Annotated in this window: 19 protein-coding genes; 10 read left to right on the top strand and 9 right to left on the bottom strand. The window is 59.5% G+C overall.

Annotation, left to right across the window (positions count from 1 at the left end):
* Positions 1 to 24: 24 nt before the first annotated feature.
* The 3 genes from RBB76_RS18420 to RBB76_RS18410 form a co-directional block, all read right to left on the bottom strand.
* The gene (locus tag RBB76_RS18420; protein ID WP_429629155.1) at positions 25 to 405 is read right to left on the bottom strand and encodes a hypothetical protein; all 381 of its coding nucleotides are present in this window, start codon (positions 403 to 405) and stop codon (positions 25 to 27) included.
* 123 nt (positions 406 to 528) lie between these two features.
* Complete coding sequence (locus RBB76_RS18415; protein WP_429629154.1) at positions 529 to 1,221, bottom strand: GNAT family N-acetyltransferase; 693 nt, start codon at positions 1,219 to 1,221, stop codon at positions 529 to 531.
* Positions 1,222 to 1,270: 49 nt separating this feature from the next.
* Positions 1,271 to 1,858, bottom strand: coding sequence for a hypothetical protein (locus tag RBB76_RS18410; protein WP_429629153.1), 588 nt, complete (start codon positions 1,856 to 1,858; stop codon positions 1,271 to 1,273).
* 196 nt (positions 1,859 to 2,054) lie between these two features.
* Here RBB76_RS18410 and RBB76_RS18405 point away from each other — a divergent pair, with 196 nt between their 5' ends.
* Genes RBB76_RS18405 through RBB76_RS18390 form a run of 4 tightly spaced genes read left to right on the top strand, consistent with a single transcriptional unit; the run spans position 2,055 to position 6,532 of the window.
* Positions 2,055 to 3,329 carry a Fe-S-containing protein gene (locus RBB76_RS18405; protein WP_429629152.1) on the top strand — a complete coding sequence of 425 codons (1,275 nt, stop codon included), beginning with the start codon at positions 2,055 to 2,057 and terminating at the stop codon, positions 3,327 to 3,329.
* Positions 3,329 to 4,657 (top strand): ABC transporter permease, encoded by a 1,329-nt coding sequence (locus RBB76_RS18400; RefSeq protein ID WP_429629151.1) that lies wholly within the window; start codon positions 3,329 to 3,331, stop codon positions 4,655 to 4,657. Before RBB76_RS18405 ends, RBB76_RS18400 begins: the two co-directional genes overlap by 1 nt.
* On the top strand, positions 4,657 to 5,760 hold the full coding sequence (locus RBB76_RS18395; RefSeq protein ID WP_429629150.1) for an ABC transporter permease: 1,104 nt from the start codon (positions 4,657 to 4,659) through the stop codon (positions 5,758 to 5,760). Before RBB76_RS18400 ends, RBB76_RS18395 begins: the two co-directional genes overlap by 1 nt.
* Before the next feature lie 13 nt (positions 5,761 to 5,773).
* On the top strand, positions 5,774 to 6,532 hold the full coding sequence (locus RBB76_RS18390) for an ABC transporter ATP-binding protein (RefSeq protein ID WP_429629149.1): 759 nt from the start codon (positions 5,774 to 5,776) through the stop codon (positions 6,530 to 6,532).
* 279 nt (positions 6,533 to 6,811) lie between these two features.
* Here RBB76_RS18390 and RBB76_RS18385 read toward each other — a convergent pair whose 3' ends face one another.
* Together RBB76_RS18385 and RBB76_RS18380 are read right to left on the bottom strand one after the other, a co-directional pair.
* Complete coding sequence (locus RBB76_RS18385) at positions 6,812 to 7,669, bottom strand: NAD(+)/NADH kinase (protein WP_429629148.1); 858 nt, start codon at positions 7,667 to 7,669, stop codon at positions 6,812 to 6,814.
* 190 nt (positions 7,670 to 7,859) lie between these two features.
* Positions 7,860 to 8,759: a neuromedin U gene (locus RBB76_RS18380; RefSeq protein WP_429629147.1), complete on the bottom strand. Its 900-nt coding sequence runs from the start codon at positions 8,757 to 8,759 to the stop codon at positions 7,860 to 7,862.
* Positions 8,760 to 8,955: 196 nt separating this feature from the next.
* Here RBB76_RS18380 and RBB76_RS18375 point away from each other — a divergent pair, with 196 nt between their 5' ends.
* Positions 8,956 to 11,202: an AsmA family protein gene (locus RBB76_RS18375; RefSeq protein ID WP_429629146.1), complete on the top strand. Its 2,247-nt coding sequence runs from the start codon at positions 8,956 to 8,958 to the stop codon at positions 11,200 to 11,202.
* An 84-nt stretch (positions 11,203 to 11,286) separates the two neighbouring features.
* On the opposite strand, the gene RBB76_RS18370 is transcribed toward RBB76_RS18375, so the two are convergent.
* Positions 11,287 to 12,081, bottom strand: coding sequence for a TlyA family RNA methyltransferase (locus RBB76_RS18370; protein WP_429629145.1), 795 nt, complete (start codon positions 12,079 to 12,081; stop codon positions 11,287 to 11,289).
* A gap of 235 nt (positions 12,082 to 12,316) precedes the next feature.
* Here RBB76_RS18370 and RBB76_RS18365 point away from each other — a divergent pair, with 235 nt between their 5' ends.
* On the top strand, positions 12,317 to 12,883 hold the full coding sequence (locus RBB76_RS18365; RefSeq protein ID WP_429629144.1) for an RNA polymerase sigma factor: 567 nt from the start codon (positions 12,317 to 12,319) through the stop codon (positions 12,881 to 12,883).
* Positions 12,880 to 13,770: an anti-sigma factor gene (locus tag RBB76_RS18360; protein WP_429629143.1), complete on the top strand. Its 891-nt coding sequence runs from the start codon at positions 12,880 to 12,882 to the stop codon at positions 13,768 to 13,770. Before RBB76_RS18365 ends, RBB76_RS18360 begins: the two co-directional genes overlap by 4 nt.
* A gap of 110 nt (positions 13,771 to 13,880) precedes the next feature.
* Here RBB76_RS18360 and RBB76_RS18355 read toward each other — a convergent pair whose 3' ends face one another.
* Positions 13,881 to 15,485 carry a YncE family protein gene (locus RBB76_RS18355; protein WP_429629142.1) on the bottom strand — a complete coding sequence of 535 codons (1,605 nt, stop codon included), beginning with the start codon at positions 15,483 to 15,485 and terminating at the stop codon, positions 13,881 to 13,883.
* Between the two features lie 76 nt (positions 15,486 to 15,561).
* Here RBB76_RS18355 and RBB76_RS18350 point away from each other — a divergent pair, with 76 nt between their 5' ends.
* Complete coding sequence (locus RBB76_RS18350) at positions 15,562 to 16,410, top strand: DUF92 domain-containing protein (protein WP_429629141.1); 849 nt, start codon at positions 15,562 to 15,564, stop codon at positions 16,408 to 16,410.
* 210 nt (positions 16,411 to 16,620) lie between these two features.
* Here RBB76_RS18350 and RBB76_RS18345 read toward each other — a convergent pair whose 3' ends face one another.
* Positions 16,621 to 17,295, bottom strand: coding sequence for a YdcF family protein (locus RBB76_RS18345; RefSeq protein ID WP_429629140.1), 675 nt, complete (start codon positions 17,293 to 17,295; stop codon positions 16,621 to 16,623).
* A 125-nt stretch (positions 17,296 to 17,420) separates the two neighbouring features.
* Positions 17,421 to 18,065: an L-threonylcarbamoyladenylate synthase gene (locus RBB76_RS18340; RefSeq protein ID WP_429629139.1), complete on the bottom strand. Its 645-nt coding sequence runs from the start codon at positions 18,063 to 18,065 to the stop codon at positions 17,421 to 17,423.
* On the opposite strand from RBB76_RS18340, the gene RBB76_RS18335 reads away from it, so the two are divergent.
* Both RBB76_RS18335 and RBB76_RS18330 read left to right on the top strand, forming a co-directional pair.
* Positions 18,039 to 19,079: a TrmH family RNA methyltransferase gene (locus tag RBB76_RS18335; protein WP_429629138.1), complete on the top strand. Its 1,041-nt coding sequence runs from the start codon at positions 18,039 to 18,041 to the stop codon at positions 19,077 to 19,079. The two genes, RBB76_RS18340 and RBB76_RS18335, sit on opposite strands and share 27 nt — an antisense overlap.
* A gap of 88 nt (positions 19,080 to 19,167) precedes the next feature.
* Positions 19,168 to 20,523 (top strand): replication-associated recombination protein A, encoded by a 1,356-nt coding sequence (locus RBB76_RS18330; protein WP_429629137.1) that lies wholly within the window; start codon positions 19,168 to 19,170, stop codon positions 20,521 to 20,523.
* The last annotated feature ends 18 nt before the right edge of the window (positions 20,524 to 20,541 follow it).

Genomic DNA, 20,541 nt, shown 5'->3' with positions numbered 1-20,541 from the left:
CTCTTTCGCGGCGGCTTCCTGTTCCTAGTCGAATCGCCGCATACGGATGAACTCTTCGCGGGCGAGCACAATGATCAGTCCCAAGACTACGCCGAGAGAGTCTATCCGAATGTCGGATCGCTCGAGCGGGTTGGTGTAGACGATGTGCTCGACGTACTCCAAGAAAAATCCGAAGGACACGATGACAGCAGCGAGGGCGAATCGAACCCTCAATGAAGTTACGTTGCCGGCGAGGAGGAGAGTCACGATAAGAAAGGCCACCAGATGGCCCCAACGATGATAGTGCCCGCTTGTGTGCAACAAGAGCTTGTCGTGATTGGGCAGGAACGACAAGACGGCAAGCATGATCATCCAGATACAACCCAGGACAATGGCCACCGTGCGGCTCTTACGTGCTTGCGACATATTCTGATCGTCTCATTTGGTGGGCTTCGCGTCGATGAGGTTTTTACGCTCTGTGCGGAGAACTTCTCCCAGCTTAGACATCTCACCACAACTGGCGGTTGACACCGCGGCGCACAACTCCGGTTAGTCTTCGCGAGAGACGAGGTTGAGCGTGACTCTGCGGACCTCGGTGAACCCCATTCGTCGATAGAGGTCGATGGCGCGTTGGTTGGTGGCGCTGACATGAAGCCAGGAGACGAGGCCTTCGCGGCGATGATTTCTCACAAGGTGCCAGATCAGGCTTTCCGCATAACCTTTGCCGCGGTGATCGGGGTGCGTGCAGATTCCGCTGATCTCGGGATAACCTTCGAGCGTGAGTCGCTCGCCGCCCATTGCAATCAGTTGCCCGTTGGAGCGAATGCCGAAGTAAGAGCCCATTTCGCAGGTTCTGCTGCGGAAGAAGCCGGGAAATGCCAGGTCGGTAAGGGCCACCATCTCGGGTGCATGGTCGTTTGAGAGCGGAAGAATTTCGATGGTTGACGCCGGGGGCACGAGCTCCGCTGGGAGAACCATCTGGAGACAGAGCAGGGTTTGTTCGAAGGCAAGTTTCGCGGGTTGGGGGTAGCTTTCGCCTACGATCCAGACGGATTCGGCGGGCGCGAGGAGAGAGTGAAGTTGGAGGAGGGCGTCGGCGCTCGGAGAAGCTACGGCTGCGAAGGGAGCCACGTCTGCGGGATAGCGGCAAGCGTCTCCTGCAGTGAGGGCGAAGTGGCGATGCTTCGTGTGGAGGGCGCTCCACACTGGATTTGCAAAAAGGCTTTCCGGCAGATCGGTCATTCTTTTAGAGGATACGTGCCGCCTGCCGTTCCGTTCGATTGTCGGGTGTCTATTGGGAGTCACCGGGCAGCAGCGCGTAGGGGAGATCCTGAATCGTGACTTTTCCGTTGACGTAGTCGATGCGCCAGATGCGGTCGTATTGCTGCTCAGGCCAGGGTTTGTAGGGCGGAGTCGCACCGAGGGCGGCAGCCAGTTGGGGGATCTTGCCGTGATGCCAGACCACCAGCACTACTTTGCCTGCATACTTGCCGCTGAGAAGAGTGGATGCCAGGGCGCGGTAGTCGTTGTCACGGAAGCTGTCATCGATTGGCAGATGGAGCGCGGTAGCAAGCGGGGTCACCGTTTGGATGGGGCGGTTGGAGTGGGGACTCTCGCGGGTGGCGAAGAGCACTTGAGGCGTTGGAAGATCAGGTCTTGCGCCGGAGGCAAAGACTTTGGGCAGAAGCCGGGCGCGTTCGAAGCCGATGGGAGATAGATCGATACGGCCATCGGTGAGTTTTTCTGCGTGGCGAATGAGAAGGATGGTGGCGGGCGGTGGGCCTGTTTGTGCGACCTTTCGTGAGCAACCTCCGATCAGACCAATCGGGAGGAGCAAAAGAAGGGCCCAGAGGAGGCGAAACGAGATGCGGGAGGACATCTCGCAAGGATAACGGGCTGGGTTTGTTACTGACGCAAGAAAATTGCTCCAGATAATCGGGCAGGTTTGATTGACGACCAATTTAGTCCTCAATACACTAGATATTGGAACGAGGAGTAGCTACAACCTCGCGGAAATGGGCTCGGGCTGGCGGATGTCGGCTTCGAGAAGCGCCGTCCGGGAAGAGAAAGACGTTATGCTACAGGCATTTATCATCACGCTCCGTGAGGGGGTCGAGGCATCGCTGATCGTTGGAATCGTCTTCGCCTACCTGTCTAAGATTGGGAGACCGGAGCTAAAGCGCACGGTTTTCTGGGCGCTTGGGTCTGCGATTGCGGCAAGTGTGGCGGGAGCGGTGGTAATAGCCCGGAGCCAGTTCAACTCGGACATATTTGAGGGTTGGGTGATGTTGGCGGCGGCGGCGTTTGTTATCAGCATGATCTGGTTTATGCATAAGACCGCGCGCACAATGAAAGGGTCGATCGAGGAGAAGATTTCGCAGTATACGGGCGCAGCGGGGGTGTCAAAGGCTGGGTTGTTTTTCTTTGTGTTTCTTCTGGTGCTTCGCGAGGGCGTGGAGACGGTACTGATTCTGTCGGCCGTGACGCTGAATTCGACGGAGCTACTGAGCTTTACTGGGACTCTGCTGGGGATAGCAGTGGCGGTTGTATTTGGAGTGTTGTTTATTCGTGGCAGCGTGAAGATCAACCTGCAACGATTCTTTCGTGTCACGACGGTCATTCTTTACTTTGTGGCGTTTCAGCTGATCGTGAGTGGGCTGCATGAGCTGAGCGAGAATGGCGTGCTGCCGTCGAGCCCGACGGAGATGCGTTTGATCGGGCCGATTGTGCGAAATGATCTGTTCTTCTTCGTCACGATGCTGGCGCTGGCCGGGCTGATGATGCTGATGGAATACAAGCGGCGGACGCCGACCGTGTTGACGGCGAACGCGACTCCTGCGGACAAGCGGCGGGCGGAGTGGACGCAGCGGCGCGAGAAGATGTGGATGACGGCCGTAGTTGCGACGAGCTTTGTTTTTATCTTTCTATCGACCGCGGAGTTCATCTACGCGAAGAGTTCGACTGCGCTGTCGCCGACGTCGGCTGTGACGCTGGTGGGTTCGCAGGTGACGCTGCCTACGGCTGACGTCAACGATGACAAGCTGCATCGCTATGGCGTGCATCTGGACGATGGCAAGGGTGGCAATGTGGAGATACGGTTTCTGCTGTTCAGGAAGCCGGATGGGAATATTGTTTCGGTTGCGGACGCGTGCCAGATCTGCGGGCCGGTTGGGTTTTATATCGGCGACCAGGGGATTACGTGCAAGATGTGCGCTTCGCCGTTGAATGCTAGTTCGATGGGGACGAAGGGTGGATGTAATCCGATTCCGTTGAAGTCGACTGTGGGTGGTGGGCAGTTGGTGATTCAAGCGGAGGACCTGCGGGCGCTTGCGCCGGTGTTTGAACGGTAATGTTCTTTCGGCTGCTCATGGAGAGCTTTCGCAGGCAACGACGGCGCAAGATGCTGGCGGGTGTGGCGATCTTGCTTGGGACTACGGCTGTGACGGCGATGCTGGCGCTGGCTACTACGATTGGGGATCGGATTCATAAGGAATTGGCGGTGTACGGGGCCAACATTGTTGTGTATCCGAAGGCCGATCTGCTCGATGTAAAGGTGGGTGGGGTGGATGTGAAGCCGGCGAGTGGTGGGGCTTATTTGAAGGAGTCGGATTTAGAAAAGCTGAAGACGATCTTTTGGGCGAACAACATTACTGGGGTTAGTCCGGAGTTGTCATTGAAGGGAAAGTTAGAAGGTTCGGTCGATCGGAACTTTGTGCCCACGCAAGTTGTTGGATATCGGTTTATTAAGAATTTTTCGGTTCAGAAGGAGATTCCAGCCTTGCATCCGTGGTGGCGCCTCAACGGAAAGTGGCCGCAAGGGGGAACGGCGGATGCTGGTGAGGTTGTCCTTGGATCAAAGCTTGCGAAATCGCTTGGAGCCTCAATTGGAACTGATGTCTACCTGAAAAAGGACGACGGCAGTTACGCAGCCTTTGCGCTCGATCATGAGAGCAGACCGCATACTTTGATTGTCGTTGGAATCGTCGACGCAGGGGATCAAACCGATGATGCCGCTCTGATGGATCTGACAGATGTACAGGACTTTTTAGGTCTGCCTGACGCGGTTTCACGCGTGGAGGTGAGTGCGCGGACGAAGCCGGAGGATGCGTTTGCGAGGGTTGATCCTGATTCCCTGCCGCCGAAGCAACGAGAGATTTGGTACTGCAGGCCTTATGCGAACTCGATTGCTTATCAGATTCGTGAGGCGATTCCGGGGGCGCAGGCGGAGCAGGTTCGGCGCGTAGAGCAGAGTGAAGGCAATGTGCTGAAGCGGATCAGCGGGCTAATGTGGCTGGTTAGTGCGGCGGCGCTGCTGGCTGCGGGGTTTGCGGTGAGCGCCGCGATGGCGACGGCGATTCTTGAGCGGCGTGGGGAGATTGGGCTGATGCGATCGCTGGGTGCGAGTAAGGGCTCGATTGCTCTGCTGTTCTATTCGGAGGCTGGGTTGTTGGCGGTGCTGGCCGGGACGATGGGTTATCTGCTTGGCTCTGGGCTTGCAGCGTGGCTGGGTGCGAGGATCTTTGCGGGTGATGGTGGCGCGGCGGAGGCAGTGTTGATTCCCGTATTGCTGCCGGTGGTGGTGGCGCTGGCGCTGGTGGTGGCGATTGCAGGAAGCACGCCGTCGATTCGGACGGCGCTGCGAATGGAGCCTTCTGCGATTCTGCGGGCGGATGCGTAATGGCGACGCTGAGTTTGTTCGGGATGTTGCGGCGGTCGCTGGTGCATCGCAGGGCGCGAAGCGTGTCGGCGCTGGTGGCGATGACGGTGTCGGCTGGTGTGGCGACGGCGTTACTGACGCTCTATGCGGATCTCGACGCGAAGCTGCATAAGGAGTTTCGCAGCTTCGGCGCGAATGTTGTGATTACGGCTCCTGCTTCCGCGCCATTGAGTGTGGATGCTTTGGCCAAAGTGAGAGAGACGGCTGGCGCGGATGCGCTTGTGGCGGAGTTTGCCTACGCCGTTGCTACGACGGATACTGGGACGCCGGTGGTGGTGGCCGGTACGGATTTTGCTGCGGTGAGGCGGTTGGATTCGTGGTGGCAGGTGGATGCGTGGCCTGAGGGTGCGGCAGGGGATGTTGCGTTGCTTGGGCAACGGGCGGCGCAGTTTGTCGGCAATGAGCATGCGGTTGCGCTTACTTATGCTGGACGTTCAGCGACGCTGCGTGGAGTAGGGCGAATCAAGACTGGTGGCGATGAAGATAGTCGCATTTATATGCCGTTGGCTGCGTTTACAAAGTGGACGGGCGTGGGACCGAGTGTGATTGAGTTGCAGGTGCCGGGTGGGGCCGCGAGCGTGGAGGCTACGATGGCGCGGCTGCGGCAGGCGCTGCCGGAGATGCAGGTGCAGCCGGTGCGGCAGCTTGTTGAAGGCGAGTCGAAGATTGTGGACCGCACGCATGCGCTGATGTATGGGGCGGTGCTGTTGATCGCCCTGACGGTAGCGGTGAGTGTGTTGGCGACGTTGTCTGCGAGTGTGTTGGAGCGGCGACGAGATTTTGCACTAATGAAGGCGCTTGGTGGGTCGCAGGTGCAGTTGATGGGGATGTTTTTGCTGGAGGCGCTGGTGCTTGCGTTGGGGGGCGTGGCTGCGGGTTTCGTGGTGGGGTCTGCGGCGGCGTGGGCGATCAGTGAGGGGAACTTTCATACGGCGACGCTGCCGCATCTGTCAGTATTGCCTTTAGTTCTGTTGCTGAATGTGGTGATTGCTGCGATGGCGGCGCTGTTCCCTGCGCGGGTTCTGCGTGGATTGCAGCCGGCTGCGCTGTTGAAGGGTGAGTGAGAGGATAGTGAGTGTGAGCGAAGCTAAGATAGTGACCGGACCGTTGATCGATCCACATGGAGAGACTCGGGACGACTGCGCTGTGATTGCGCTGAAGAATGTGACCCGGGAGTATGCCGGGCATGGCAGTACGGTGCGGGCTCTTGCCGATGCTACGTTCTCGATTGTTGCGGGCGAATGGGTTGCGATTACAGGGCCTTCGGGGTCGGGTAAGAGTACGCTGGTTAATTTGATTGGGTGTCTGGATCGGCCTACGGCGGGGCAGTTGAAGATCGATAACGTTGATGTGGCTTCGATGACGGCGACGGAGCTGGATCGATTTCGTGCGGATAAGATTGGGTTTATCTTTCAGCAGTTTCACTTGATTCCTTATCTGTCGGCGATTGAAAACGTAATGTTGGCGCAGTATTTTCACTCGATGACGGATGAGGCGGAGGCGCGTGCGGCGCTGATAAGAGTGGGTTTGGGGGAGCGGGTGTCGCATCTGCCAAGTGAGCTGTCGGGTGGGGAGCAGCAGCGGGTTTGTATTGCGCGGGCGCTGATTAATAATCCGCCGATTCTGCTGGCGGATGAGCCTACGGGGAATCTGGATGCGGCGAATCAGACGATTGTGGCGGAGTTGCTGCAGGATTTGCATAGGAATGGCCACACGATTGTGATGGTGACCCATGATCCCGAGATGGCGGGGTTGGCGCAGAGACGGATTGCGCTGAGCCATGGGAAGGTTTTCTGTCATCCGGTCGGTGGGCCGATGGTTACTTTGCGGAGATAATTTTTTGTTATGGTGCTGGGGCGTTTTTGCTGGGGGTTTTGGCGAAAAGCGTGTTTTTGGTGTGGTGTTTTGGTGGTGTGGGTGTGGTGATTTGCGTGGCTGACGTGGAGTTTTGGCAGTCACTTTTTCTGGCTTGAAAAGTACGCCAACTTTTTTGAGTTTAATTTTGGGTTGCTTGCTTCGCTGCGCGGTGTCCTGCCGGACGGGCCGCCTGCGCGGCGGGCGGTCACTTCGTGACTTGTGTACCCTTTTTTTCTGCCGGCCTCCCGTTGGTCGGCTTTAGCGCTCGCCCCACTTTAGTTTCGAGCGGAGGACGCTGAAAAGGCCGTTGGGACGGTGACGTAAGAGTCGGACTGCTGCGTCGGAGCGCTGACAGCGAACGTGATCGCCCAGCTTGAGCTGGACTGCCTCCTGGCCGTCTACGGTGAGGTAAATTTCGTTGGGAACGCCTACGACCTCGACGCTGACCGTGGAGTCGCCGGGAACGACGATGGGGCGGATGGTCAGAAGGTGAGGACAGATGGGGGTGACCAGCATGGCGTTGACGTTCGGCATGACGATGGGCCCGTTGGCGGCAAGGTTGTAGGCCGTGGAGCCGGTGGGGGTGGAGACGATGATGCCGTCGGCGCGGAAGGTGGCGACGGCCTGCTGGTCTATCTCGACGGAGAAGTCGCCCATGCGGGCGATGGTTCCTTTGGCTACGACGACGTCGTTGAGGGCGTCCCACTGTTTGACGAGTCGGCCGTCGCGGATGATCTCGGCGCGCATCATGCTGCGAACTTCGATCTCGGCGCAGTTGTCGCACCAGGCTTCGAGGGTGGTGTAGAGCTCAGAGAGGGGGATTTCGGTGAGGAAGCCGAGGGACCCGAGGTTGATGCTGAGGATGGGGGTGGTGGTGCGGGCGAAGGCTCGGGCTGCGGCGAGGAGGGTGCCGTCGCCGCCGAGGACGATGACGAGGTTGGGTTTGTGTTTGGGGAGATCGACGCGTGGGATGGAATGGACGCCGGAGACGTAGGCGGCGCTATCGGGATCGAGGAGGTAGTGATAGTGGCGGGCATCGAGCCACGCGATGAGGTCGCGAAGGATGCCGGCGAGTTCCGGCTTGAGCGGCTTGGAGATGATGGCGGCCTGGAGCATGGATCTTTAGTGTAACTGGATGATGGCAATGGTAATGTGACGATCTCTGAGTGAGGGACAGTCGGTTTTTTGGATGCGAGACACTGGATGAAGGTGGCGGTCTAAAGGACAGACAAAAGACAAAAGCAAAAACAAATACAGGGATCCTTCGCTGCGCTCAGGATGACGACGGTATCTGGCTCATTAAACGTTATTGTTTCTTTGGGAAGAGGAGAGCGATCTGGAGACGCATGCCCCAGGAGGATGCGCCGGGAGGGTGGACGGCGTTGCCGTAGAAGTTTGCTGAGATGTTGACGGGTTGGAATCCGAGTCGCGTGACTCGGCCTACTCCCCCGCCGTAGGGGATGGTCCATCGGCCACCGGGGGGCGTGTCGTCTCCGTCTGCTGCGTCGCCGCTGGCGCCGTTGTGCCAGTTGGCTGTGATGATGGGGCCGCTGTTGATGTTCCAGCCTTTTTTCAGGTTGTAGGTGATGAAGTACTGGAGGGTCATTTGATTGACGGAGGGGCGATGCGAGGAGCCGACGACGGAGAAGACGTTGTTGACTAGAAATCCGAAGGTCCAGTGTCCGGGTTGAATGAGAGCGACGACGGAGGGACCGAAGCTTAGCTTTCCCTGACCGAGGGTGGTGCTGGTTGCGGTGGGAAAGACCATCGCCGGACCGACGCCCCAGATGATCTTTCCAGGTTTCGCGGGAGAGAGGAAGAAGGTTGGGCTCATGTCTCCGATGCCGTACTCGCCGCCGGTGTTTTCGGCGGCGTAGGGCTGCCAGACGATGGGTTGAATGATTCTGGAGATGAGCATCCAGTTCTCGCTGATGCGTGCAGGGATGACGGGCTGGATGTTGAGCACGTCCTGAGTGCGGTTATAAGGCCCGACTCCGAAGTTGGAGTTGTTCTGGATGGGAACGCTGATGAGGCTGGCTACGGGGTTTTGGGTGGCTTTGGCGAGGGCGTCGGCATCGTCTGCGGCTGGCGCGGTGGTCGCTTGAGTTTTGGGAGCCGGGGTTGCGGGTGCGTTCTGTGCGTAGAGGGTCGCGGCGGATAGCCACAGGGCAGCCAACAAGGCACTGCGGTTGCTTCGTTTCGCCATGAGACGTAACCTCTAGCTCTGACGTTGAAGGTTCGCTGAATGGGCCTCCGTACCGGAAGTGCAAGTTTGGGGCAGGAACAGGATCATATCATTCGGCGGTGAAATTCCGGTCCAGGAAAGTCCTTTCGGGTTGGGCGTGCAACATCGAATTTATCGGTCGCATCACAATGAGATACGGTACGGACGAGGTGATGGCATGGGAAAACCGGTTCGGTTGGTCCTGATTGCGGTGGGTGCCATTCTGGCGCTGATCGTCCTTGCGGCAATTTGTGTGCCGCTGTTCCTCAACACGGATAGCTTCAAGGCAAAGATTGAGTCGACCCTGACCAAGTCGCTGGGGCGGAAGGTGACGATTGGGAAGGTGGACCTGTCGGTGTTGTCGGGTAGCCTGAAGGCGGAGAATACTGTGGTGGCTGATGATCCGCGGTTCAGTACGCAGCCGTTTATCCAGGCCGATACGTTGAAGATTGGGGTGGAGCTGTTTCCTTTGATCTTCAATAAGCAGGTGATTATTAATGGATTCTCGATGCAGTCGCCGAAGATACAACTGTTGCGGGCGGCGAATGGGACGTGGAACTACTCGTCGATTGGAAATAACAGCCAGCAGGCCGCTCAAAGCGATGAGACGAAACAGGCGTTTCCTAATCTGTCTGTTGGAGAAGTGAATATTGAGAATGGGCGCATCACTGTGGCGGCGGGACCGGGCACGAGCGGGGCGGCGAGTGCGACGAGCCGTGTGTACGAGAATGTGAATTTGAAGGTGAAGGATTTCGCGTTTACGAAGTCGTTTCCGTTTGAGGGTTCGGCTGGTTTGCCGGCGGGTGGGACGGTGGAGCTGAAGGGGTCGGCGGGGCCGATTAATCAGACGGATGCTTCGGCTACGCCTTTTTCGGGGCATCTTGAGATTAAGCATCTTGATCCGCTGGCGGCGGGGTTTGTGGAGGCGTCAGATGGTGTGACCGGGACGGTCGACAACCTGGTGCTGGATGCGGCGTGGAGCGGGACGCAGATGCATGTGTCGAAGCTGCTGGTGGATACTCCGAAGCTGACGCTGGTGCAGAGTAATGGGCCGAAGCAGCCGAAGCCGAAGGATCCGAATGCGGAAGGTGCGTCGATGTTGAATAGCCTCTCTGTGGATGATGCGCAGATAAAGAATGGAACGATTACGCTGGCGACGGCGGGCAAACCGGGTACCGCGGTGTATAGCCAGGTGAATGCGCAGGTGACGAATCTGTCGCCGAAGAGCGCTTCGCCGTTTAGCTTGAGCGGACAGTTGCCGAATGGTGGGAGCGTGAGCGCGAATGGAACGGCGGGTCCGTTCAACCAGGAGAATAATGCGAGCACGCCGTTGAATGCGACGGTGAGTCTGAAGCATGTTGAGATCGGTACGGCTGGATTTGTGCCTCCGGATGCGGGTATTAGTGGCGTGGCGGATGTGCAGGCGAAGATTCAGTCGAATGGGCAGGTGTTAAATGCGCAGGGTGCGGCGACGGTTGTGGGGATCAAACTGGCGAAGGATGGTGTGCCTTCGGCGAAGCCTGTGCAGTTGCAGTTCACGCTGGCGCAGAATGAGCAGGCAATGAGCGGCCAGATACAGCAGGCGGTGATTACGATTGGCAGCGCGGTGATCAACGTTGCGGGAACGTATCAGTCGAGTGGGCTTACTACTGCGCTCAATCTGAAGGTTGTGGGGAATGGTGTTTCGATCAATGAGCTGGAGGCGTTTTTGCCGGCGCTGGGAGTGCATCTGCCGTCGGGCTCGCGGCTGCAGGGCGGGACGTTGACGACGGATCTCGCGGTTACCGGGACTACTGCTACTCCGGTGATCAGCGGGCCGGTGAGGATTAATAATACGCAGCTTGCCGGGTTTGATTTGGGGTCGAAGCTGCAGGCGCTTTCGTCGTTTACGGGGGGGCGGATTACATCTGCAACTGGATCAGGCACAAATATTCGGTCTTTGAGTATGAATGTGCGCGAGGAGGGCGGAAATATTCGGACGGATAATATTGCGCTGGATGTTGCGGGAGTGGGCACGGCGACTGGTGCCGGTACGGTGAGTGCTGGTGGTGCGCTGGCCTACAACGTGGTGCTGAAGCTGACGGGGTTGTCGATTGGAGGAGGAGGGACACAGCAGGCTAGCTCCGGTGGAGGCGCGGCTGGGGCGCTTGGCGCGTTGTCTGGGTTTATTCCGGGCGGGGCTGCTGGCGGATTGGGCGGTGCGGCGCTGGGAGGCGTTGCAGGAAGTGTGTTGAAGAATGGCATTCCGGTGGCCATTGGCGGGACTACTAGCAATCCTACGTTCAGCCCGAATGTGGCGGGACTGGCGGGAGCGGTGGGAGCGAATGCGGCGAAGGGTTTGCTTGGTGGGGCAACTGGGCAGAAGAAGGGGAACGGTACTGATCCTTTGAGCAATGCGCTGGGTGGTTTGCTCGGGAAGCACTGAGGGCCAGATGCGCCCTGCGCGGGCGGCGGTCACTTCGTGACTTGTATACCGGCTTCGCCTTCTGGCCTCCCGTTGGTCGGCATATTAGGCGAAGCGGGCGTGGAGGAGGTACTCGTGATTGCCCTCCATGCCCAGGATGGGCGAGTCGATGAGGTCGATGCCGGTGCCGTGCTGCTCGAGGACGCAGTCGCGCACGCGCTCGATGGCGGCCTGGCGGGCGTCGGGGTCACGGACGATTCCGCCCTTTCCGATGTTGGCGCGACCTGCTTCGAACTGCGGCTTGACCAGGATGACGGTGGTGCCTTGCCAGGGTTGAGTGGGAGTGCTGAGAGCTGCTAGGACGGCGGGGAGAACCAGGGTTGCGGAGATGAAGGAGACGTCCATTGCGATGAAAGATGGGGTGGGCTGGTTGGGTGTCAGGAGTTCGCCTGGGGTGAGGAGGCGGGCGTTGGTGCGCTCGCGTAGGGTGACGCGGGGATCATCGCGGAGTTTGTGGGCGATCTGGCCGTAGCCGGTGTCCACGGCTAAGACAGATTGTGCGCCGGATTGGAGCATGCAGTCGGTGAAGCCGCCGGTGGAGGCGCCGATGTCGACGCAGGGAATATTGGTGAGATCGATGGACCAGTGGGCGAGGGCGCGCTCGAGCTTGAGGCCGCCGCGACTGACGTATTTGAGATCGGAGCCGAGGAGGCGGATGACGGCGTCGGAGGAGACAGGGGTGCCTGGTTTGTCAATACGCTGCTCGTCGACGAGAACACGGCCGGCGAGGATGAGAGCTTGTGCGCGTTCGCGGGAGGCGGCGTGGCCTTGATCGACGAGAAGCTTGTCGATGCGGTGCTTTGGTGATTTGATGCGTTGGGGTGGTGAGGGATTGCTCATACGGTCGGATCTTTCGTGGGTGTTGCCGGGCGCGAAGTTGGCGCGTTGCTTTATGAGAATGAGATTGCAATTTCGCCAGTGAAAGGAGATACAGACTGTGTTGTTTCTTCTTTTCGGGTAAAGTAGCTCTGGTGAATATTTAGCCGAAGTAACTGTCTTGAGGTTACATGGGTTGCATGAGTCGACCTAAAAAGTTAACAGTTTGAGCAATCTGCAACAGTAGTGGGTGCGTTTTATGTACAGAGAAACGGGACTCGTGAATTCACCACCGCCCTCGGGGCAGGACGATGCTGCCCTGCTTTCCCTTGTGCAGAGGGGGGACGAGTACGCGATGGCGGCGCTGTTCGACCGCTACTCAAAGATTGTGTACTCGGTCGCGCTAAGGGTCCTGAGAGATCCTGCGGCGGCGGAAGACGTCCTACAGGAAGTATTCATGCAGATTTGGCGTAATCCTGATGGGTTTGTGGCGACTCGCGGTAGCCTTGGCGGCTGGCTCGCGGTGGTATCGCGAAATCGGTCGATCGATGCGCTTCGTCGAAAGCGGCCGACCGAGTCCGTGGACGATATTGCGCTGGCTTCGAACTACAATCTTGCGGACGAGGCGGAACGAAACAGTTTGATGGAGAAGGCGCGGGAGGTTATTACCCTGCTGCCGGTGGAGCAGCGGAAGACGCTGGAGATGGCATTTTTCGATGGGTTGACGCACTCCGAGATTGCGGAGATGACGGGCGACCCACTAGGGACCGTGAAGACAAGAATCCGCAGCGCGCTGACCTCGCTGAGAAAGGCGTTCCCAGCATGAGCGAGCCACGGCGTATCACATCAGAAGATCTGGCGTTGTTTGCCATGCAGCTGCTTCCACCGGAAGAGATGGCAGAGGTTGCCGCCTACGTGGAGCAGTCCGAGGACGCACGGCGCGAGTTGGCGGAGATTCAGGGCGACCTTGCGGCGTATGCCCATACGGTGGATATGCAGTCGCCGTCTGCTCAGGCACGTGAGCGGTTGATGAAGCAGGTAGCGCGCGAAAAGAAGGCGATTCCGATTGATCGGCCTGTCGAGGCTGCGGATTCATCCGTTGCGAGCGAAGGCGTGGCTGCGACCGAAGGGTTTGGGCGTGGTGCGGGGAGCATCTACTCGAGCGAGGAGGAGCTGCCGAAGCGCGGATTTGCGGGCAAGGTAGTGCCGTGGGTCGGCTGGGCGGTTGCTGCCGGTCTGTCATTGGTTGCGGGCGATCTTTATAAGCAACGCGAGACACTGCGAAGCGCTGTCACCGAGCAGGCAGGCAGGATCGATCAACTGACCGCGGATGAGGCGGCGGCGCGACAGGTTCTCGACGCGATGACCGACAGTACCGCGCAGCGAGTGACTCTGAACGTGAAGGGAGCGCCTCCGGCTGTTCCGCAGGGGAGAGCGACGTATGTTGCCAGCAAGGGAACGCTGATCTTTACGGCGACGAACCTGGCGCCGTTGCAGCCGTCGAAGACGTATGAGCTTTGGCTGATTCCGGCTGCGGGGCAGAATCCGATTGCGGCGGGAACGTTCCGGCCGGATGCGCGCGGAAATGCAAGCGTGATTCTGCCGCCACTACCGAAGGGTGTGGAAGCGAAGGCTTTCGGCGTGACGGTAGAGGACGAAGGCGGTGCGACGACACCGACTCTGCCTATCATTCTGGTAGGAGCTGCCGGCTAGTAGACCGAACCGTCCCTTACTACGAAATGAAAGAAGCCATCCTTTGCGGGATGGCTTCTTTGTCAGGCTAGATTGTTCCGAGCTTTATGTTCGGTTCGAGTCTCTTTTGATTACGGTTGCGTGATACGAACGGCGACGCCTGCACCCTGCAACGCGACGGTGGTGTCTATGGTGTCGATATCGGTGCGGATGACGGTCATGAAGTTGGAGTCCGGCGATACGACGTAGACCTTGCCGGTGGGAGTGCCGCTGGTGACGGCGATGTAGTTCGGATGACCGTTCTTGGCCGGAGTGGATGCGTTGGTGCTGATGCTGAGAGGAAGTGGGATCGTAGCCGTGACCGTGTTGGTGCTGAGGTTGATCACGGAGACGCTGCAGGTGGTGGTGGTGGCTGTGACTGCAGCACCCGGTGCAGCGCAGGGCAGATTTGGGTTGCCGCTGTTGATGACGTAGGCGCGGCTGTTGCCAGTGTCTTGCAGGACACCGACCATGACGGGGTTTACGCCGACAGGGACAGTGGCGACGACAGTGCCGAAGCCTATCGCGTCGACGGGATTGGTGAGATCGCAGTTTGGATTGCCGACCTGAGCGGTTGCCGAACAGAGTGGGATGCTGATGACGCTGAGCGATCCGGGATTGACGCCATCGCCTGCATTCGCGACGAGCAACTCATTGCGGACCGGGGCGAAGTCTGCCCAGAGCGGGTTGACGGTTGCTGGGTTGGTACATGCCGGGGCGATGCAGAGTGCGATCGGGTTCGTCGTACCGGGGGGAGTTGTGGGAACGATATCGAGCGCGTTGGTTTGGACGTTAATCACCGAGACTGTGCCGTCGCCCTGGTTCAGGATGAACGCGCGTTTGCCGTCTCCGCTCATGACGCCGTAGACGGGATTCAGGCCGACGGGAATCGCGGTGGGATCGATGGTATTGCTCGAGGTTTCGATTGTGGAGACCTGACCGACGCAGCCGCTGCCGACGGGCTTCGTGATGGCGTAGACGCGAGTCGCGGTGGGGATTCCAACGGTGTAGACGGGGGTGAAGGGCGTCGAAGCCGGGCAGGGAGCGATTGGGGGAACGGGATTGAGCTGTTGGCGCAGGGCGAGGGGAGTGCCGGTGAACTGGGAGATGACACCCTGGCCGGGGTTGACGGTAGGGTCGGTGACGTAGGTGCTCAGGGTTGTCGGGAGGATCGCAACAGGATTGGCGCCGGGGAGCAGCGTGGTCTGGAGGATCTGACTGGTGAGCAGGGTGGTGTCGATGTCGAAGCTGGTGAAGGTGTGATCGCTGTTGAGCGTGAAGCCGAGGCTGGCGTTGGATGCGGTCGTGGTGCCGCTGGTCGTGGAGGTGGTGCTGTTGCCGCCATTGAGGATGAGGTAGTAGGGATCTACGCCCACGTTGGCTGTGATGAGGATTGTGTCACCTGAGAAGTCGACGAAGGTCAGCAGGCCCGGGGTGGGATTGGCCGGTGTGCCGGTGCTAGAGATTGCTACGGCGAACTTTTGCGGCTGGGCGGCGGGTCCGACAGGGTTGATGGCGCTGACGACGGGGCGATAGTTGTTGCCGCAACCGGTGATCAATCCCAAACCTGGTGCCAAAACGGCGAGGATCGCTGCGAGGCTGAGTTTAGACCGGAGGACGTGGGTTCGAGGTCGAACCGGGTTCTGATGTGACCGCGACTGGGTGGTTGCTTTTGCTTCGATGGCTGCTAAGTGCAAAACTGCTCCCGCGTTGGTGCTGGTGTTGGCTATGCTCAAGGTTCGATTGTAAATCACGAAGAGACGTGAGGCCGGAGTGGACGAGGAAATACAAGGGGCCGGGAGAGATGCGCATTGGGGAAAGGCGATTCCGCGGGCACGGGACCGGGCGCAGTCCCTGTGGCTGGTTGTGGTAGTGGTGCCTGCGCTGGTGTTGGCGGCGGTGGGGAGTTGTGTTGTGGCGGTGACTGTGGGTTCGGTGGGGGCGCTTCTCTTCCCTGTTGGGTTCAGCGTGGGGTTTGCGGGGTTGGTGTGGGCGTTGCGTTCGGCGACGCTACCTGCGGCTGGCGTGGGACTGCTGGTGTGCCTGACTCTGTCGCTGAGGGGTTCGGGTAGTTTTTTTGGTCGACCGGGGTTGTCGGCTTTGATTGTTTTGTTTGTGCTTACCTTCGCTGCGACGCGATATGGGAGGCAGAAGAAAGAGTCGAGGGGGCTGGCTGAGGCGAGGAGCGGGAGGCGCGCTTCGCAGGTGGTGGCGAATCTTGGTGTGGCCGCGGTTTTTGCGGCGTTGGGATGGTATGGCGCGTGTCTGGCGGCTCTGGCCGAGGCTGCCGCGGATACGGTGTCGTCGGAGGTTGGGCAGGCAGTGGGTGGGACTACGTGGTTGATCACGAAGTTTAGACGAGTGCCTGCGGGAAGAGATGGAGGCGTAAGCGTGGGTGGGACTTTGGCTGGTGTGCTGGGTGCGGGTTTGGTGGTGATGGTGGGGTTGCCGGGTCTTGTGCGCTGGAGAGATGGTGTGGTGGTGTTTGTCTGTGCTTGCGCGGGGTTGGCATTTGACAGTGTGCTAGGGGCGACGGTGGAGGAGCGAGGTTGGCTGGGGAATGATCTGGTTAATTTTGGGTCGACTTTGTTTGCGGCGGGGTTGGCTCGGTTGTGGTTGTAATTTTCATAGGTTCATGAGCTTCGACAAAGGGAAGACGAAATACGGGGTCTCTCCACTGCGCAATCGACGGTGAGGCTGTCGATTGCTTCGGTCGAGATGACGGAGTTGGGAGTTGGGAAGAAAAGGCCACGGCAACCGCAGATCCCCTTCGGGGATGACAACAAGAAAAGCAAAAGCGACGGCAACGGCAACAGCAAAGGCAACAGCACTTTAGACGTCGGGTTTGCCTTCGAGCCAGCTGTGGAGGAAGCCTTCGTTGACGTTGAGGCGGAGGGCGGTGTAGCTGATGATCTCGTGCACGTAGCGCATGAAGAGGTCGTAGTTGCTGATGTGGCCGAGCGTGGGGCGGGGTGAGGTGTAGACGTCGAGGCCGGCGTCCTCGCAGAGCTTGCGGATGCGGAAGAGATGGGTGCCGTCAGAGACGACGACGATGTGGTGGAGATTGTTTTCGCGGGCGATGGCGGCGAGGCGATGGACCTGCTGCTCGGTGTCAATGGAGCGGGTTTCGGCGATGATGTTGGCGAAGGGAATGCCGTTGGCGAGGAGGTAGTCGCGGCCTACGCCGCCTTCGGTGTTGCCGGAGTCTTTGTCGGTGCCGCCGCCGAGGGTGATGACGAGCGGGGCGATCTGTTTGCGGTAGAGTTCGACGGCGTGGTCGAGGCGGGCGTGGAGGACGGGCGAGGGATGGCCGGAGTACTCGGCTGCGCCGAAGACGGCGATGGCGTCGGCTGGTTGGGCGTTGTCCTGGCTGGCGACGGTGTCGATCTGCTCGTAGACCCAGACGCACCAGATGGTGGCGATAAGAAGGAAAAGCGCGAAGAGGCGACGGAGGAGGAGACCGCGGGTGGTGCTTCCGCTACGCAGATTGGATTGACGGGCGATCATGTTTTTCCCAGAGAGCGTGCGCAGACCCAAGGCTATGCCACAAGATTCAATTTTTGCATCGAGCTAGTCTACAGGGTTGGGCCTGAGAAGCTCGATGCATTTTTTTTAGGCTGACTGGGAGATGGCTAGTGCTGGAGTGCGAGGGCGATCTCGTGGGTGGGGATGGCTCCTTCGCGGAGGATCATCCAGGAGTTGCCGCCGCCTGAGAGGTCGACGATGGTGGTGGCCATGGTGCGGGCAGTGGGGCCGCCGTCGACGATGAGGGGAAGCTTGTCGCCGAGTTGTTCGCGAACGCCCAAGGGAGTGGTGCACTCGGGATGGCCGGCGAGGTTGGCGGAGGTGGCGGTGATGGGCAGGCCGAGACGGCTGACAACCGCGCGGGGGATGGCTGCCTCGGGGACGCGCAGGGCGAGGTTGCCGGTGTTCGCGGTGACGCGGAGGGGGAGTTTGGAGCCGGCTTTGACGACGATGGTGAGTGGGCCGGGCCAGAATTTTTCGGCGAGGCGGTCAAAGGCGGAGTCGAGCTGGCGTGCGATCTCGTAGGCCTGGGCGACCTCGGCGATGAGGAGGGAGAGGGGTTTGTGGCGGGCGCGGGCCTTGAGGTCGTAGATACGATCGACGGCCTGGAGGTTGACGGGGTCGACGGCGAGGCCGTAGAAGGTGTCGGTGGGGAGGGCGACGACATTGCCGCTGTTGAGGCTGGCGACGACGTATTCGATGAGCGCTGGTTCGGGCTCGTCGGGATGGATACGGAGTGTTTCGGCCGTCAAATCTTGCTCTCCTGTGCCGGTTCGTCCGTCCGCTGGGGCCGGGTGCTGCTGGCGGTGCCGCAGTCTCGCACCTTAGCATACCGCCTCTGTGAACTCAAAGACAGTGGGCTCGGGGGAAGAGCGGGACGGCGTAAGATTTGGGAGATGCAGACTCCGGAGTTGGTGGTTTCGAGTAGGGCGAATGCGCGGGTGAAGCAGCTGCGAGCGGCGTTTCAGGGCCATGCGCGGTTGAGTGGTGGGATGGTTGCGATTGAAGGGGATCATTTGCTGGAAGAGGCTCTGCGGAGCGGGATGGTTTTGAAAAGCGTGTTTGTGAGTGAGCGGCGGGCGGTGCCGGGGATTGTGCCGCGTGGGGTGGAGGTGCTGCGGCTGACGGATGAGGTGTTTGGGAGTGTGGTGGAGACGCAGTCGCCGCAGGGGGTGGCGGCTTTGATGGTGCCGCCGGTTAGGGTGATTGCGGATTTGTTTGAGGGTTCGGGGGCGGCTTTGATTTTGATCGCGGCGGGAGTGCAGGATCCGGGGAATCTAGGGACGCTGGTGCGGTCGGCGGAGGCGTTTGGGGCTAGTGGGGTTTTGACTACGGCGGGGACGGTGAGTGCTTGGAACCAGAAGGCGCTACGGGCTAGTGTGGGGAGTGTGTTTCGCGTGCCGGTGGTTGGGGTGACGGCTGCGGAGGTTGCGGAGTTGAAGGGGCGGGGGGTTGGTTTGATTGGTGCTGTGGGGACGGAGGATGCCGGTGTGGTTGCGGCGCAGGAGATGGATTTTACTCAGGCTTGCGCGGTGATGATTGGGAATGAAGGAAGCGGGCTGGCGGCGGAGTGGATGGAGATGTGTGATTCTCGGGTGACGATTCCCTGCCCTGGGCCGGTGGAGAGTTTGAATGCGGCGGTGGCTGGAAGCTTGTTGTTGTATGAGGCTTCGCGGCAGCGAGGTGGGGGAGCGGACAAGACAAAAAGCAAAAGCAAAATACAGGGATCCTTCGCTCCGCTCAGGATGACGACTTCACAACAATGACGGCATCAATCTAGATGACGGCATCAAATTAAGGTGGCAGCATCGAAGAAGAGGATATGACGGAAGCGACATTGAAGCGGGTGAGTGAATGAGTTTGTTTGATGCTAGTCCTATGGCAGCTCCGGTTGCGCGGGGGCGGCAGGCGCCGTTGGCGGAGAGGATGCGGCCGCGGACGCTTGGTGAGTATGTCGGGCAAGATCATTTGCTGGGACCGGGGAAGCCGCTGCGGTTGGCGATTGAAGGCGATGATCCTACGTCGATGATCTTCTGGGGGCCTCCGGGGACTGGGAAGACTACGCTGGCGAAGATTATTGCGCAGATGACCGAAGCTAGTTTTATTGAGTTCTCTGCGGTGCTGAGTGGGATCAAAGAGATCAAGAATGTGATGGTGGAGGCGGAGAAGGCAGCGAGCTTCGGGTCGCGGACGATTCTGTTTGTGGATGAGATTCATCGGTTCAACAAGGCGCAGCAGGATGCGTTTCTGCCTTATGTAGAGCGGGGGACGATTCGGTTGATCGGGGCTACGACGGAGAATCCTTCGTTTGAGATTAATGCGGCGCTGCTGTCGCGGTGCAGGGTTTATACGCTGGTGGCGCTGACGGAGGACCAGGTAGTTGGGCTGCTGCAGCGAGCGCTGACGGATGTTGAGCGCGGGCTGGGAGCTAGTGGCGTGGAGGCGGATGAAGAGGCGCTGGCTACGATTGCTTCTTATTCGAGCGGAGACGCTCGGAACGCGCTGAATGCGTTGGATGTGGCGGCGAAGCTTGCGGAGGGGCGTGGGGAGAAGCTGATCACGAAGGCTCTGGCGGCGGAGGCTTTGCAGCGCAGGGTTTTGCTGTATGACAAGAAGGGCGAGCAGCACTATGACATCATCTCGGCGCTGCATAAGAGTGTGAGGAACTCGGACCCGGATGCGGCGATGTACTGGTTGGGACGAATGCTCGAGGCTGGCGAAGATCCGATGTACTGCGCGCGGAGGATTGTGCGGATGGCGGTGGAGGATATTGGGTTGGCCGCTCCGGAGGCGCTGAATCTGTGTTTGAGCGCGCGGGATGCGATGCACTTTCTCGGGCATCCGGAAGGCGAGTTGGCATTGGCGCAAGCGGTGGTTTATCTGGCGTTGGCGCCGAAGTCGAATGCGGTTTATACGGCTTATGGTGCGGTGAAGGCGGATATTGAAGCGACGGCTGCGGAGCCGGTGCCGCTGCATCTGCGGAACGCGCCGACGAAGCTGATGAAGTCGCTCGACTACGGCAAGGACTATCAGTACGCGCATGATGTGGAGGGTCGCGTGGCGGATATGGAGTGTCTGCCGGCGGGACTTGCGGGGCGGCGTTACTACCGTCCGACGAATGAGGGGCGGGAGAAGCTGCTGGCCCAGCGGATGGAGGAGATTTCACAGATCAAGATTTCACAGACCAAGGGACGAAAGCGGGAGTCGTAACGTGGTAGCTTAAGCCGG

Origin of the sequence: Tunturiibacter psychrotolerans, from assembly GCF_051013365.1 — a bacterium.
Classification (GTDB): Bacteria; Acidobacteriota; Terriglobia; order Terriglobales; family Acidobacteriaceae; genus Edaphobacter; species Edaphobacter psychrotolerans_A.
Note: the sequence above shows the minus strand (reverse complement) of the source record. Positions and strands in the feature narration are given on the sequence as shown.

Coding starts and splice junctions, on each gene's coding strand:
- RBB76_RS18420 (WP_429629155.1), bottom strand. CDS start 405: ATGTCGCAAGCACGTAAGAGCCGCACGGTGGCCATTGTCCTGGGTTGT.
- RBB76_RS18415 (WP_429629154.1), bottom strand. CDS start 1,221: ATGACCGATCTGCCGGAAAGCCTTTTTGCAAATCCAGTGTGGAGCGCC.
- RBB76_RS18410 (WP_429629153.1), bottom strand. CDS start 1,858: ATGTCCTCCCGCATCTCGTTTCGCCTCCTCTGGGCCCTTCTTTTGCTC.
- RBB76_RS18405 (WP_429629152.1), top strand. CDS start 2,055: ATGCTACAGGCATTTATCATCACGCTCCGTGAGGGGGTCGAGGCATCG.
- RBB76_RS18400 (WP_429629151.1), top strand. CDS start 3,329: ATGTTCTTTCGGCTGCTCATGGAGAGCTTTCGCAGGCAACGACGGCGC.
- RBB76_RS18395 (WP_429629150.1), top strand. CDS start 4,657: ATGGCGACGCTGAGTTTGTTCGGGATGTTGCGGCGGTCGCTGGTGCAT.
- RBB76_RS18385 (WP_429629148.1), bottom strand. CDS start 7,669: ATGCTCCAGGCCGCCATCATCTCCAAGCCGCTCAAGCCGGAACTCGCC.
- RBB76_RS18380 (WP_429629147.1), bottom strand. CDS start 8,759: ATGGCGAAACGAAGCAACCGCAGTGCCTTGTTGGCTGCCCTGTGGCTA.
- RBB76_RS18375 (WP_429629146.1), top strand. CDS start 8,956: ATGGGAAAACCGGTTCGGTTGGTCCTGATTGCGGTGGGTGCCATTCTG.
- RBB76_RS18370 (WP_429629145.1), bottom strand. CDS start 12,081: ATGAGCAATCCCTCACCACCCCAACGCATCAAATCACCAAAGCACCGC.
- RBB76_RS18365 (WP_429629144.1), top strand. CDS start 12,317: ATGTACAGAGAAACGGGACTCGTGAATTCACCACCGCCCTCGGGGCAG.
- RBB76_RS18360 (WP_429629143.1), top strand. CDS start 12,880: ATGAGCGAGCCACGGCGTATCACATCAGAAGATCTGGCGTTGTTTGCC.
- RBB76_RS18345 (WP_429629140.1), bottom strand. CDS start 17,295: ATGATCGCCCGTCAATCCAATCTGCGTAGCGGAAGCACCACCCGCGGT.
- RBB76_RS18335 (WP_429629138.1), top strand. CDS start 18,039: ATGGATACGGAGTGTTTCGGCCGTCAAATCTTGCTCTCCTGTGCCGGT.
- RBB76_RS18330 (WP_429629137.1), top strand. CDS start 19,168: ATGAGTTTGTTTGATGCTAGTCCTATGGCAGCTCCGGTTGCGCGGGGG.